Below are 13,152 nucleotides of genomic sequence, written 5' to 3'. Positions count from 1 at the left end.
ATGACAGCACAATCTCCCCCCTAGAGGGGGAGATGTCCGGCAGGACAGAGGGGGGCGCGAAGGAACTCAGCCTATCCAATTTTGCTGTGTTGCGTGGCAGCCCCACCGCCAGCCCCTCTACACCTTCACCAGCTGCTCCACCCGGCCCTTCTCGCCAAAAATCCTCAGATACCGTTTGATTTCCTTCTCGTCTCCGGTCGCCTTGGCGGGGTTGTCCGACAGCTTCACCGCCGGCCGGCCATTGGCTTCGCTGACCTTGCAGACGAGCGAGATGGCGTCGAGGCTTTTGGTTTCGGTCGGCGCGCAACCCTCGAAATCGTTGGTGAGGTTGGTGCCCCAGCCGAAGGACATCCGCACCTTGCCGCGGAAATGCCTGTAGGTCTCCTCAATGGTCTCGACCTCCAGGCCGTCGGAGAAGATGAGCAGCTTCTGCTTGGGATCCTTGCCCTTCTCGCGCCACCAGGAGAGGATCTTCTCGCCGCCTTCGATCGGCGGCGCGCTGTCCGGCCGGAAGCCGGTCCAGTCGGCGATCCAGTCCGGCGCATCGCGCAGGAACGCGGTGGTGCCGAAAGTGTCGGGCAGCACGATCAGGAGATTGCCGCCATAATAGCGCTGCCAGTCCTGCAGCACTTTGTAGGGCGCTTCACGCATTTCCTCCTCGGAATTGGCAAGCGCCGCGAAGACCATGGGCAGTTCGTGCGCATTGGTGCCCAAAGCCTCGAGGTCGTTGTCCATGGCCAAAAGCACGTTGGACGTGCCGGTGAAGGCATCGCCGATGCCTTCCTTCAGCGCCTCGACGCACCAGCGCTGCCACAGGAAGGAATGGCGGCGTCTTGTGCCGAAGTCGGAAATGCGGATGCCGGGCAGCGCCTTCAGCCGCTCGGTCTTGGCCCACATCTTGGCTTTGGCGCGGGCATAAAGCACGTCAAGCGCGAACGGACCGAAGGAGCGCATCGCCGCCCGCGAGCGCAGCTCGTTGATGATCGCTAAAGCCGGGATCTCCCAGAGCGTGGTGTACATCCACGGGCCCGGGAAGGAGAGCTCATATTGGCCGTCGCGCCTGGTGAGCTCGTAATCGGGCAGCCTGAAACCTTCCAGCCAGGCCAAAAATTCAGGTTCGAAGATCTGTTTGCGGCCATAGAAATTGTTGCCGCCCAGCCAGATCATCTCCTTCTTGGAAAAACGCAAAGTGCGAGCGTGGTCGAGCTGGTCGCGCAGTTCCCGCTCATCGATCTCGTCGGCGAGGCGCACCGAGGTGGTGCGGTTGATCAGCTTGAAGGTGGCATCGACCTTGGGATACATGCCCCAGATCATCTGCAGCATCAAAAGCTTGTAGAAATCGGTGTCCAGCAGGCTGCGGACGATCGGGTCTAGCTTCCAGGTGTGGTTGTAGACGCGCCGCGCTATATCGGTCTTTGCCATGCTCGCTCATCCATAAAGCACAACGCACGGAAACGCGGGCGTCACGCTTCAAATCCTTGTTCGATCAATTCCGGACGGAACCCCGTTGCACGGAATTGCTTTAGCAACTGCCTCTTAGCACCGTATTTCCGAACGCGCTTGCTGCTTTGCAAGCTGGCCCGACAAAAAGCAGCTTTGCAAGTCCAGCCGTCAGGACGCTGTCCTGGCGGCTATGACCTTGAGGGACGGGCGTTTTCTGCGGCTCGGCACGCGGCCGGCCACCGGCGCGCCGGCGCGGCCCTCGTCCTGCTCCTTCTCGGCGAACAGCCAGTCGATGAAGAGCTGCACGATCGGCGCCGAGCGCATCTCGTTGCGGCAGACGACGTAGAAATCGTCGACCGCCGGCACCGACAAACTGAAGGGCGCGACGAGCATGCCCCTGGCGAGCAAGGCGCGCGCGGTGACGGAATCGCCCAGCGCCACGCCATGACCGTGCACGGCGGCCTCCGTCGCCATGCGCGCATCGCCCAGACGGTGGCGGCGGCCGCGTTCCAGATCGAGCGCGTCGGCGGCGGCCAGCCAGGTGTGCCATTCACGGCCATCGTCGCCATGCAGGAAGACGTGGTCGGCGAGATCGCGGACGCTGCGGATCGGGCGATTGTTGATCAGCGTCGGACTGACCACCGGAAACAACTCTAGGCCGGACCACTTGCGTATCCAGCAGTCGCTCCAGCTGCCGTCGCCATAATGCACGCAGACGTCGATGTCCGCGGCGCGGATGTCTTTGGGATCGTTGGACGGGATCAGCGTCAGCTGGATGTCGGGATATTGCGCCGTGAAGGAGCCGAGCCGCGGCGTCATCCAGAGCAGCAACAGCGCCGGCACGCAGGACACCGACAGCGCGCCGGCGCTTGCCGGCCGCGTCATGCGCTGCGTGGCGGCGGCGATGCCGTCGAAGGCGGCCGATACCGCCGGCAGGAACTCCGCGCCATGCGGCGTCAGCTTCACGCGCTGGCCGGTACGTTCGAAGAGCTTCACACCCAGCGACTGCTCCAGCGCCTTGATCTGGTGGCTGACGGCGCCATGGGTGACGTTCAGCTCACCCGCCGCCTTGGTCAGCGAGGCGTGCCGCGCCGCGGCTTCGAAGGCGCGCAACGGGTTCAGCGGCGGCAGGCGCTTGGCCATGGAGAGGCTCCCGGTTTGTGAGATTTTCTCACAGCCGAGACCCTAACAATATCAATTGATTTTTCAATGCGGCTGCCCGACACTTTTGTCCGGAACAGCTTCAAGAGACGTAAAATCCGCAGCGCAGCGGCGGGCAACGATCCAGCCGGACAACAGGCTGGCTTGGCAAATCGTCCATGCGGGCAGCGCTGCAGGCAGGCATAGAGGAGGACCGGACATGGGTTACGATCGCGGCAAGCTCGAAGCGTTGCGCCGCAAATATGGCGAGAGCCATGGCGGCGAGATGTTCGACCCGAAGTTCCGCAAGGTCGCCGACAAGATCTTCAACAAGTCGGGCACAAGGCTGGCGCCCTATTCCGGTATCCCGACCTTCCTTGCCGCGCCCTATCGCGAGATCGCGGCCGACAATCCGGATTTCGGCGACTTGCAGGTGGCGATGATGGGCGTGCCGATGGATCTCGGCGTCACCAACCGTCCCGGCTCGCGCTTCGGGCCGCGCGCGCTGCGCGCCATCGAGCGCATCGGCCCCTACAACCATGTGCTGGAATGCGCGCCGACGCATGAGCTTCGCGTCGCCGATATCGGCGACACGCCGTTCCGCAGCCGCTATCGGCTGGAGATCAGCCATGAGGACATCGAAAAGCGCACCAACCAAATCGTCGATGCCGGCGTGCTGCCGCTCTCGGTCGGCGGCGACCATTCGATCAGCCATCCGATCCTGAAGGCGGTCGGCAAAAAGGCACCGGTCGGCATGATCCATATCGACGCCCATTGCGACACCAGCGGGCTGTTCGACATGACCAAGTTCCACCATGGCGGACCGTTCCGCAACGCGGTGCTGGACGGCGTGCTCGATCCCTCGCGCACGATCCAGATCGGCATTCGCGGCTCGGCCGAATATCTGTGGGAATTCACCTACGAGTCCGGCATGACCGTCGTCCATGCCGAGGAGGTGACCGGCCTCGGCATCCCGGCCATCATCGAGAAGGCGCGCAAGATCGTCGGCGATGGCCCGACCTACATTTCCTTCGACGTCGACAGCATCGATCCGGCCTTCGCGCCCGGCACCGGCACGCCGGAAGTCGGCGGGCTGACGACGCGCGAGGTGCTCGAATTGCTGCGCGGCCTCAAGGGCCTCAACATCGTCGGCGGCGACGTGGTCGAGGTGGCGCCGCAATATGACGCGACCACCAACACCGCCCATGTCGGCGCCCAGGTCCTGTTCGAGATTCTCAGCCTGATGGTGTTCAGCCCGGCGATCAAGAAAGGCTGATGCCTCGCGCAATTTCGGACGGAAGCTATGGCGAAGGCGCCAAGCCTAAACCGCGTCTTCCGGAATTGCTCTCCAACACGGCCGTCGCGCTGGAGCCGGCGGCCGGTTTCAACAACAAGCTTCCAGCAGGGGAATAACAATGTTACTTCGCAACGCACTGAAATCCGTAATCACAGCGGCGATGATGCTCAGCGCCGCCAGCCTCGCCACGCACGCGAAAGCGGACGCCGTCGACGACATCACCAAGGCCGGCGCCATCAATGTCGGCATCTTCTCCGACTTCCCGCCCTTCTCCTCGGCCAGCGCCGACATGAGCATCAAGGGCTACGACATCGACGTCGCGCAGGCGATCGCCGATTCACTCAAGGTGAAGCTCAACCTGGTCAGCGTCACCGGCCAGAACCGCATCCCTTATCTCACCGACAAGCGCGTCGATATTTTGATGAGCGTCGGCTACTCCAAGGAGCGCGAGCAGGTGATCGATTTCGCCGCCCCCTATGCGCCCTATTACATCGCCGTTATCGGCCCGGCCGAGCTTGCCGTCAAAGGCAAGGAAGACCTCGCCGACAAGTCGATCGCCGTCAACCGCGGCACGCTGGAGGACACCTCGCTGACCCAGGCAGCGCCGGCTTCCGCCGACATCCGCCGCTTCGACAACTACAATTCCGTCATCCAGGCCTTCATCTCCGGCCAGACCCAGCTGATGGTCGTCGGCAACGATGTCGGGGCCCAGGTGCTGGCCAAGCAGGATGCGCTGAAGCCGGAGCAGAAATTCCAGCTGCTCACCTCGCCCTCGCATATCGGCCTCAACAAGAACGAGGACCGGCTGAAGAAGGCGGTGAACGACGCCGTCGCCAAGATGCTGGTCGACGGCAAGCTTGACGAGAGCTCGAAGGCGTGGCTGAAGACGCCGCTCAATCCGGACAACCTCAAGGATTGATCTCGAGGGCGGCCCAGCCACGACAAGCGCTGAGCCGCTCCGACTGTTCCAACAAGGTCAATCGCCATGGGCTACAGCCTGGACTTCGGCTGGCTTGCGGGTGCGGCGGGCGTTATCGCGCGCGGCGCGGCGATGACGCTGCTTTTGATCGCCGTCACCACGCTGGCGGGAACTTTTCTCAGTATCCTGGGCGCCGCCGGCAAGAGAAACGGCCCCAAGCCGCTTCAGCTGGCGATCGGCATCTATGTCGAGGTGATGCGCAACACGCCATTCCTGGTGCAGCTGTTCTTCATCTTCTTCGGGCTGCCCAGCCTAGGCGTCAGGCTCGACCCGATCCTGGCCGCGATACTGGCGATGACGCTCAACATGGCGGCCTATACGATCGAGATCGTCGGCGCCGGGCTCGACGCCGTGCCGCGCGGCCAGAGTGAAGCCGCGCTGGCGCTCGGCCTCAGGCCCCGCCAGGTGTTCATCAAGATCGTGCTGCCGCAGGCGCTGAAGGTGATCTACCCGGCGCTGACCAGCCAGATCGTCATCATGATGCTGGAATCGGCCGTGGTCTCGCAGATCGCGGTGCGCGAATTGACCTACGAGGCCGACATGCTGCAGGCGCGCACTTTTCGCGCCTTCGAGACCTATTTCGTGGTGACGATGGTCTATCTCGGCCTGTCGATGGGGCTGCGCCGGCTGCTGGTCGGCGGCGGCCGCCGTGTTCTGGGGGCGGGCGTGTCATGATCGAGTTCACCTTCTGGGACATCGTCCGCAACCTGCTGCTCGCCGCGCGCTGGACGGTGCTGTTGTCGCTCGCCGCCTTCGTCGGCGGCGCGCTGGTCGGGCTGGCGGTGCTGTTCTTTCGCATTGCCAAGAATAAATGGGTCAAGCGGATCGCCTCGGCCTATATCGCGCTCTTCCAGGGCACGCCGCTTTTGATGCAGCTCTTTTTGATGTTCTTCGGGCTGCCGATGCTGGGGCTGCGCATAGAGCCATGGACGGCGGCAGCGCTCGGTCTGACCTTCTTCGCCAGCGCCTATCTGGCCGAGATCTGGCGCGGCGGCGTCGACGCGCTGCCGCGCGGCCAATGGGACGCCGGCGCCAGCCTTGGGCTGCACCATCTGCAGGAGCTGAGGCTCGTCGTCCTGCCGCAGGCCTTCGCCATCACTCGCGCGCCGACCGTCGGCTTCCTGGTGCAGCTCATCAAATCGACGGCGCTGACCTCGATCATCGGCTTCGAGGAACTGGTCAGGACCTCCAACGCCATCAACAACGCGACCTTCGAGCCGTTCAAGGTCTACGGGCTGGTGGCGCTGATCTTCTTCGTCATGTGCTTCCCGCTGACGCAATATGCGCGGCGGCTGGAGCAGCGCGCAGGGGCGCGCTGAGCCGCGAAAAGGCCGCCGGCTTGACCGACAGCCTTTGTCGATCAATGCCCGAAGGCGAGCTGCGGCGCGATGCGGTCGCGCCGGAGCCAGCGTGCCAGGAGCAGCGCTGCCACCACGGCCAGTCCCGAGGCCAGGCCGATCCAGATGCCGACGCCGTTCAAGCCGAAATGAAAGGCGAGCAGCACGCCGAGCGGCAGGCCGACGCCCCAATAGCCGATCGCGGCGTAGATCATCGGCACCTTGGTGTCGTGCAGGCCGCGCAGCATGCCGGCAGCGACCGCCTGGGCGCCGTCGAAAATCTGGAACAGCGCTGCAAACACCAGGAACGACACGGCAAGCGTGATCACCCTGGCGTTCTTGGGATCGGTGAGATCGATGAAGGCGCTGATCAGCGCATGCGGCCAGAGGATCATCACCAGCCCCATCAGCGCCATGAACGACACGCCGATGACGAAGGCCGTCCAGCCGGCGCGCGAAACGCCTTCCGGATTGCGGGCGCCGTGCGCCAGGCCGACCCGGACCGTGACCGCCTGGTTGAGGCCGAGCGGCACCATGAAGGAGATCGAGGCGATCTGGATGGCGATGGCATGGGCGGCCAGCGAATCCGCATCGATCAGGCCCATGAGCAGGGCCGCCGCATTGAAGATCGTCACCTCGAAGGCGAGGATGCCGGCGATCGGCAAGCCGAGCCTCAGCAGGCCGCGGAAACGCGGCCAGTCGGAGCGCCAGAAGCGGCCGAACAGACGGTAGCGGCGGAACTTTTTTTCCAGCATCACCACCGCCGCCAGGCCGGCGAACATCAGCATGCTGGACAGAGTGGTGGCGAGGCCGGAGCCGGCAATGCCCATCGACTTGACGCCGAGATTGCCGAACATGAACACCCAGTTGAAGAAAGCGTTGCAGGCGACCGCGACGAAAACGATGATCAGCGCCCAGCCCGGCCGCTCCAGCGCCGAGATGAAGGAGCGCAGCACGATATAGAAATAGAAGGGCAGCACCGCCCATTGCAGCCAGCGCAGGTAGACGCCCGCCTGGTGCGCGAGCTCCGGCTTCTGGCCCATGGCCAGAAGCACCGCTTCGCCATGCCAGAGAAAAATCCAGATCGGGATCGAGATGAGGATCGCCAGCCACAGGCCCTGGCGCAGGGTGCGGCGCAGGTCGCGCACCGAATGGCGGCGACGGCCAAGCTCGGTCGCCATCATCGGCGAGGTGGCCAGCATCAGGCCGAGGCCGAAGATCAGCGGCATGAAATAGAGGTTGGAGCCGAGCGCGCCGGCGGCGAGCGTGTCGGACCCGAGGCGGCCCATCATCATGACGTCGGTCGCGGTCATGGCGGTCTGGCCGAGATTGGTCAGCACCATCGGCCAGGCGAGCCCGATCGTCGCCATGATTTCCTGACGCCAAAGGTTTTCCGGCGCGCGAGCGCCGGCTTCGATCGCAGACATTGTTCCGCTCTTTCAGAACACGGCGCGTCGGCCAAAGGCCGGAAGCCGAACAACAATGGCGCAAAATGGCGCCAGTTGCGTCGCCTTGTGAACGAAATGCGACATGTTGGCAAGGGACGAGGCGCAGCTAGCGATTGATCCAGGCGGAACCGGGATTCCGCGACGCCTCTTTCATTTGCCGGCCGGGGGCTGCTAGGGATGCCCAGGCATATGCAGCCGGCCGCCACGCCGGGAGGAACGAATGCCGTTCAGGCGCAGAAAGAATACGGCCGCGATTCCGCGCACGGTGCCTGCCTTCGAGCACATCGTGACCGAGGCCAGCGACAGTTTCCTGTGGCGGCTGGACGATTATCCATGGGAGCGCAATGTCTGGAATTTCCATCCCGAATACGAAATCCATCTCTTGCGGAAATCGTCCGGCGTCGTGCTGGTCGGCGACCATATCGGCGAGTTCGGGCCGGGCTATCTGACCATCGTCGGCGGCGGGCTGCCGCATGACTGGGTGACGGCGGTGCAGCCCGGCGAGCTGATCGAAGGCCGCGATATCGTGCTGCAATTCGATGCCGAGCGGCTGCGCGGCTCGTCGGGGCTGCTGCCGGAGCTGCGCGAGCTGGAGCCGTTCCTGGAACGCTCGCTGCGCGGCATGGTCTTTCATGGCCAGACGGCGCTCGACGGCGCCGAGCTGATGGAACGCATGGGGGAGGTGCATGGACTGGCGAGATTGCGCATGTTCCTCGAATTGCTGGACCTTCTGGCCACCACCCAGGAATACGAGCTTTTGTCGTCTCCGGATTTTTCCCCGCTTCTCGACGCGGAATCGCTGGATATTATCCAGCGCTCGCTGACCTATCTTTTCCAGCACTTTGCCGAGGATCTGAAGCTGCCGGAGGTGGCGGCGTTGGCCGGGATGAGCGAAAGCACTTTCTCGCGCTTTTTCCAGAAGAACACCGGCAACTCGTTCAGCGACCATGTCGCCAAGCTGAGACTGTGGCAGGCCTGCAAGCTTCTCGCCGACACCGATATCCCGATCACCGACATCTGCTTCCAGGTCGGCTATATGAACATCTCGAACTTCAACCGCGCCTTCCTGCGCAAGCACAAGATGACGCCGTCATCCTACCGCAAGCTGTCGCGGCAGCGGCTGACGCTGCGGGCCTGATCGAGCCGGAAGCGGCTGCGCTTGATGGAGCTGATACTCGTGTGACGGGCAGACTCTGACGGCGCCGTTTTTTGCGCCGCACAATGCATAAAACTACAGGTCTGCTGCAACGGGGCTTCTAGTCTCTACCTTTCCAACTGCTCATTTTGGCGGCGGGTGGAAGGTCGACCGGGCGACGGTGAGGGTCGCTTGGTCCGAGGACCTGCCGCTTTCGCGAGTGTTCCTGGAGGAGAAAACCAATGAAATCAAACCGGCTCGCTGCCAGCCTCGGTGCAGCTTTCGTGCTTACCGCTTCCGTTTCAACCGCAGCACTGGCGCAAGCGCCGGTCTGCTCGGCGCCGGTCAAGGTGCTGGCGCAGCCACGCGACGGGCTGACGCTTCTGGAGGACTCCAAGGACGAGTTCAAGAAGCTGTCCGGCGCCTCGTTCCAGATCGACTACCTCAACGAGAACGACCGCCGCGCCAAGTCGCGCGCGGACGCCTCGACCGTCGGCAACTACAATGTCTATTATGTCGACGAGGCCAACGTCGCGCTGTTCGCCTCCTCGGGCTGGATCGCGCCGCTGACCGATTATTATCCGGCTGAATACGATTTCGCCGATTTCGATCCGGGCCGCCAGAAGGTCGCCACCTATGACGGCAAGGTCTGGTTCGCGCCGTTGACCGGCGGCGGCGACCTGATGGTCTACCGCAAGGACGTGCTCGAGGCCGCCGGCATCCAGCCGCCCAAGACGCTGGACGAGCTGATCGCCGACGTGCCGAAGCTGACCAATGCCGACAAGGGCGTGTACGGCATCGCGCTGCGCGGCGCGCGCGGCTCGGGCGCCAATGTCTGGCGCTGGATGCCTTTCTTCAAGGCCTATGGCGGCAAGTGGTTCGACGGCGACAAGCCGGCTTTCAATTCGGACGCCGCAGTGAAGGCGACGGAAACCTATCTCAAGCTGTTCAAGGACTCGGCCCCCGGCACGCAGACCGGCAGCTGGGATGAATCGACCGGCGCCTTCCTCTCCGGCCAGGTCGCCATCCTCGTCGAATCGACGCCGCTGTCGGGCATGGCGGTGGACCCGAAGACCTCGCAGGTGGTCGGCGAGGTCGGCTTCCTGCCGCCGCCCTCGCCGCTGCCGGGCGGCGGCTACGGGCATGGCCTTGCCATCGGCACCAAGGCCAATGCGGATGACGCCGCGAAGAAATGCGCCGGCCTGTTCATCGCCTGGGCGACCTCGAAGGAGAATGAGAAGCGCCGGCTCGATGCGCATCAGTTCGGCGAGCTCAACCGCACCAGCGTCCTCTCCAGCAAGGAATTCGCCGACATCTACGGCGCCGACCTCGGCAAGGCGCTGGCCGACACCGGCAAGGTGACGGCGGTGAACTTCTGGCAGGATCCGCGCTGGCCGGATCTCGGCGACCGCTGGGGTATCATCCTCGAGGAACTGGTCACCGGCACCCGCACCGACATCAAGGGCGGCCTCAACGAGCTCGAGGCCTATGCCAACGAGCTGGTGAAGAAGAAGTAATCCTCCCGCTCGCGGCGCGCGGTTCTCGGCATTCGTCCGAATGCCGGAACCTGCGCGCCGCGGGACCTTCACCACACAGCAGTAAAAATCCGAGGACAGGCAATGCGCCGACGTTCTTCCCTGCCGGTCACATTTCTGGTTCCTACCCTCGCCATCCTTCTGGTGCTGTCGATGGTGCCGACGCTCTATGCCATCGTCATCGCCTTGCAGAACCGCGAGCTGAGCACGACCGGTTACTCCTGGGTGTGGTTCTCGAACTTCGCCGATCTCTTCCTCGACCGCCGCTTCCTCAACGCCGTCTGGGTTTCGGTGAAATGGGAGGTCGTCACCGTGGTGGCGACAATGGTGGTGGCGATTGGACTGGGCGTGCTGATGTTCGAGGTCGCCGGCCCGCGCCTGCGCAATTTCTATTGCCTTTTGTTCATCATCCCGGTGCTTTTGCCGCGCGTCTCGGCCGCCTTCGTATGGAAGTTCGCCTATCATCCGCTCTACGGTATCGCCACCTATCCCTACCGGCTGATCACCGGCGGGCTGATCTTCGATCCGCTGTCGAAGCCCGCCACCGCATTGTTCGCCGTCGCTTCGGTGGACGTCTGGCAATGGGGGCTGTTCTTCGCCGTCATCGTGCTGAAGCTGCTTGAAACCTTGCCGCCGCAGCCGATCGAGGCGGCCAGGCTCGACCACGCCAAGCGTTGGCAGATCCACGCCTATGTCACCTTGCCGATGCTGAAAGCGCCGCTGATCAGCCTGATGTTCGTCAAGATGATCGAGTCGCTGCGCTCCTTCGACCTGATCTATGTGATGACGCGCGGCGGGCCGGGCGTCGCGACCGAAACGCTCGACATGTACGCCTTCTCGCAAGGCTTCATCGAGTCCGGCAAGGTCTCCTACGCATCGGCCATGGCGGTGCTGATGATGATCGCGACGGTCATCACCTTCACCATGCTGTGGAAGCGGGTGCAGGCATGAAGCCATATCCGACAAGACCGGGCCGCCTGGTCGCCAAGGCCATCCTGGCGCTGGCCGGGTTCCTGGCCGTGTTCCCGCTTCTGTGGACGGCGCTCAACGCGCTGAAGAACAATGTCGACATCATCACGCGCGTGCCGAAGGTGATATTCACGCCGACGCTCGCCAACATAAGCTACATCCTCGGCCGCGACAGCGTGCTGACCGGGCTCTACAACTCGGTCGTCGCCTGCGGTTCGGCGGTGCTGATCGGCGTCGTGCTCGGCTTGCCGGCGGCCTATGCGGTGGCGCGCTATCCCAACCGCTTCGCCGGCGACATCCAGTTCTTCGTCCTGTCGCTGCGTTTCCTGCCGCCGGTGGCGGTGGCGATCCCGCTGATGGTGATCTGGCTGCAGGTTGGCCTCTACGACACTTTGCCGGCGCTGATCGTCACCTATTCGCTGCTCACCATATCGGTGATCATATGGCTCGCGATTCCTGCCTTCCAGGGCGTGCCTAAGGAGATCGAGGAAGCCGCCTTCGTCGACGGTTACGGCGCTTATGCCGTGTTCTGGCGGATCGCGCTTCCCGTCGCGGCGCGCTCGCTGATCGGCGCCATCGCCTTCAGCTTCGTGCTGGTCTGGAACGAGTTCCTGATCGCGCTGATGCTGTCGAGCTCCAACGCCAAGACGCTGCCGATCGTGGCTTCCGAGCTCTCCCAGCAAGGCATGAACGTGCCGTGGGGGATTCTCAATGCCTCGGTCGTGCTTCTGTCGCTGCCGCCGCTTTTGTTCCTCGGCGTTTTGAGCGGCTTCCTGAATTCCGTTTTCCGGCAAAAGAAAAGTTGATGCGAGGATACCCGATGCGGGCACTGGTGCTTGAGAAAAAAGGCGAACTGTCGCTGCGCGAGATCGCGCTGCCGCAAGACGTCGGACCGGACGACGTCAGGATCGCCATCCACACGGTCGGCGTCTGCGGCAGCGACGTGCATTACTACACGCACGGCGCCATCGGCAGCTACATAGTTCGCGAGCCCATGGTGCTCGGCCATGAAGCGTCAGGCACGATCGTTGAGGTCGGCGCCAATGTCACGAACCTGAAGGTCGGCGACCGCGTCTGCATGGAGCCAGGCGTGCCGAACCTTTCGTCGCGCGCGACGAAGCTCGGCATCTACAATGTCGACCCGGACGTCCGCTTCTGGGCAACGCCGCCGGTGCATGGCGTGCTCGCGCCCTACGCCGTCCATCCGGCGGCCTTCACCTACAAGCTGCCGGATAATGTCTCCTTCGCCGAGGGCGCGATGGTCGAGCCCTTTGCCATCGGCATGCAGGCGGCGGCGCGCGCCCGCATCGTGCCCGGCGATGTCGCCGTCGTCGTCGGCTGCGGCCCGATCGGCATCATGATCGCGCTCGCCGCGCTGGCGGGCGGCTGCGCAAAAGTGCTGATCTCGGACTTCTCGGCGCCGAAGCTGGAGATCGCCGCCCAGTATCCCGGCATCGTGTCGGTCAATATCGGCGAGCAGTCGCTGGTCGATGCGGTGCGGGCGGCGACCGACAATTGGGGCGCCGACATCGTGTTCGAGGCGAGCGGCAGCCCGAAGGCCTTCGCCAACCTGTTCGACGTGGTGCGGCCGGGCGGCGCGGTGGTGTTGGTCGGGCTGCCGGTGGAGACTGTCGAGCTCAACGTGCCGGCGGCGATTTCCAAGGAAGTGCGCATCGAGACCGTGTTCCGCTATGCCAACATCTTCGACCGCGCTTTGCAGCTCATCGCCTCCGGCAAGGTCGACCTCAAGCCGCTGATCACCGGCACCTATGATTTCTCCGAGAGCATCAAGGCGTTCGAGCGCGCAGCGCAAGGCAGGCCGCAGGACGTCAAGCTGCAGATCCTGCTGACCGGCGAGAAGGGATAAGG

Annotated in this window: 13 protein-coding genes; 10 read left to right on the top strand and 3 right to left on the bottom strand. The window is 63.8% G+C overall.

What is annotated here, in order from left to right:
* Positions 1-117: 117 nt before the first annotated feature.
* Both pncB and gcvA read right to left on the bottom strand, forming a co-directional pair.
* Positions 118-1,422 (bottom strand): nicotinate phosphoribosyltransferase, encoded by a 1,305-nt coding sequence (gene pncB, locus FJ425_RS04020; protein WP_140721918.1) that lies wholly within the window; start codon positions 1,420-1,422, stop codon positions 118-120.
* 189 nt (positions 1,423-1,611) lie between these two features.
* A complete protein-coding gene (gcvA, locus tag FJ425_RS04015) occupies positions 1,612-2,586 on the bottom strand; it encodes a transcriptional regulator GcvA (protein WP_140721915.1) in 975 nt (324 codons plus the stop codon).
* 217 nt (positions 2,587-2,803) lie between these two features.
* Between gcvA and speB the strand changes: the two genes are divergently transcribed.
* The 5 genes from speB to FJ425_RS03995 all read left to right on the top strand — a co-directional run bounded on the left by speB (position 2,804) and on the right by FJ425_RS03995 (position 6,178).
* Complete coding sequence (gene speB, locus FJ425_RS04010) at positions 2,804-3,859, top strand: agmatinase (RefSeq protein WP_140545439.1); 1,056 nt, start codon at positions 2,804-2,806, stop codon at positions 3,857-3,859.
* Positions 3,859-3,996, top strand: a complete 138-nt coding sequence (locus FJ425_RS31470) for a hypothetical protein (RefSeq protein WP_181175788.1) — start codon at positions 3,859-3,861, stop codon at positions 3,994-3,996. The genes speB and FJ425_RS31470 overlap by 1 nt, the downstream gene beginning before the upstream one ends.
* Positions 3,997-3,998: 2 nt before the next feature.
* Positions 3,999-4,799 (top strand): transporter substrate-binding domain-containing protein, encoded by an 801-nt coding sequence (locus tag FJ425_RS04005; protein WP_140721912.1) that lies wholly within the window; start codon positions 3,999-4,001, stop codon positions 4,797-4,799.
* Between the two features lie 66 nt (positions 4,800-4,865).
* On the top strand, positions 4,866-5,534 hold the full coding sequence (locus FJ425_RS04000; protein ID WP_140721909.1) for an amino acid ABC transporter permease: 669 nt from the start codon (positions 4,866-4,868) through the stop codon (positions 5,532-5,534).
* Positions 5,531-6,178, top strand: a complete 648-nt coding sequence (locus FJ425_RS03995) for an amino acid ABC transporter permease (RefSeq protein WP_140721906.1) — start codon at positions 5,531-5,533, stop codon at positions 6,176-6,178. Before FJ425_RS04000 ends, FJ425_RS03995 begins: the two co-directional genes overlap by 4 nt.
* 41 nt (positions 6,179-6,219) lie before the next feature.
* Here FJ425_RS03995 and FJ425_RS03990 read toward each other — a convergent pair whose 3' ends face one another.
* Positions 6,220-7,623, bottom strand: coding sequence for an MATE family efflux transporter (locus tag FJ425_RS03990; RefSeq protein ID WP_140721903.1), 1,404 nt, complete (start codon positions 7,621-7,623; stop codon positions 6,220-6,222).
* A 241-nt stretch (positions 7,624-7,864) separates the two neighbouring features.
* Between FJ425_RS03990 and FJ425_RS03985 the strand changes: the two genes are divergently transcribed.
* The 5 genes from FJ425_RS03985 (at position 7,865) to FJ425_RS03965 (ending at position 13,150) form a co-directional block, all read left to right on the top strand.
* The gene (locus tag FJ425_RS03985; protein ID WP_140721900.1) at positions 7,865-8,782 is read left to right on the top strand and encodes an AraC family transcriptional regulator; all 918 of its coding nucleotides are present in this window, start codon (positions 7,865-7,867) and stop codon (positions 8,780-8,782) included.
* Between the two features lie 239 nt (positions 8,783-9,021).
* Positions 9,022-10,296 carry an extracellular solute-binding protein gene (locus FJ425_RS03980; protein ID WP_140628345.1) on the top strand — a complete coding sequence of 425 codons (1,275 nt, stop codon included), beginning with the start codon at positions 9,022-9,024 and terminating at the stop codon, positions 10,294-10,296.
* A 102-nt stretch (positions 10,297-10,398) separates the two neighbouring features.
* On the top strand, positions 10,399-11,265 hold the full coding sequence (locus tag FJ425_RS03975; protein WP_140721897.1) for a sugar ABC transporter permease: 867 nt from the start codon (positions 10,399-10,401) through the stop codon (positions 11,263-11,265).
* Complete coding sequence (locus tag FJ425_RS03970) at positions 11,262-12,089, top strand: carbohydrate ABC transporter permease (protein WP_181175786.1); 828 nt, start codon at positions 11,262-11,264, stop codon at positions 12,087-12,089. The genes FJ425_RS03975 and FJ425_RS03970 overlap by 4 nt, the downstream gene beginning before the upstream one ends.
* A 14-nt stretch (positions 12,090-12,103) precedes the next feature.
* Complete coding sequence (locus FJ425_RS03965) at positions 12,104-13,150, top strand: NAD(P)-dependent alcohol dehydrogenase (protein WP_140628339.1); 1,047 nt, start codon at positions 12,104-12,106, stop codon at positions 13,148-13,150.
* Positions 13,151-13,152 lie beyond the last annotated feature (2 nt).

The sequence above is a fragment of the Mesorhizobium sp. B2-7-2 genome (genome assembly GCF_006440775.1).
Lineage (GTDB): Bacteria > Pseudomonadota > Alphaproteobacteria > Rhizobiales > Rhizobiaceae > Mesorhizobium.
The sequence above is the reverse complement of the archived record's forward strand: the minus strand, read 5'-3'. Positions and strand labels throughout refer to the sequence as shown.

Excerpts from the sequence above, each read along its gene's own strand:
- FJ425_RS03990 (WP_140721903.1), bottom strand. The coding sequence starts at position 7,623 with ATGTCTGCGATCGAAGCCGGCGCTCGCGCGCCGGAAAACCTTTGGCGT.
- FJ425_RS03980 (WP_140628345.1), top strand. The coding sequence starts at position 9,022 with ATGAAATCAAACCGGCTCGCTGCCAGCCTCGGTGCAGCTTTCGTGCTT.
- speB (WP_140545439.1), top strand. The coding sequence starts at position 2,804 with ATGGGTTACGATCGCGGCAAGCTCGAAGCGTTGCGCCGCAAATATGGC.
- FJ425_RS04000 (WP_140721909.1), top strand. The coding sequence starts at position 4,866 with ATGGGCTACAGCCTGGACTTCGGCTGGCTTGCGGGTGCGGCGGGCGTT.
- FJ425_RS04005 (WP_140721912.1), top strand. The coding sequence starts at position 3,999 with ATGTTACTTCGCAACGCACTGAAATCCGTAATCACAGCGGCGATGATG.
- pncB (WP_140721918.1), bottom strand. The coding sequence starts at position 1,422 with ATGGCAAAGACCGATATAGCGCGGCGCGTCTACAACCACACCTGGAAG.
- FJ425_RS03975 (WP_140721897.1), top strand. The coding sequence starts at position 10,399 with ATGCGCCGACGTTCTTCCCTGCCGGTCACATTTCTGGTTCCTACCCTC.
- FJ425_RS03970 (WP_181175786.1), top strand. The coding sequence starts at position 11,262 with ATGAAGCCATATCCGACAAGACCGGGCCGCCTGGTCGCCAAGGCCATC.
- gcvA (WP_140721915.1), bottom strand. The coding sequence starts at position 2,586 with ATGGCCAAGCGCCTGCCGCCGCTGAACCCGTTGCGCGCCTTCGAAGCC.
- FJ425_RS03985 (WP_140721900.1), top strand. The coding sequence starts at position 7,865 with ATGCCGTTCAGGCGCAGAAAGAATACGGCCGCGATTCCGCGCACGGTG.
- FJ425_RS31470 (WP_181175788.1), top strand. The coding sequence starts at position 3,859 with ATGCCTCGCGCAATTTCGGACGGAAGCTATGGCGAAGGCGCCAAGCCT.
- FJ425_RS03965 (WP_140628339.1), top strand. The coding sequence starts at position 12,104 with ATGCGGGCACTGGTGCTTGAGAAAAAAGGCGAACTGTCGCTGCGCGAG.
- FJ425_RS03995 (WP_140721906.1), top strand. The coding sequence starts at position 5,531 with ATGATCGAGTTCACCTTCTGGGACATCGTCCGCAACCTGCTGCTCGCC.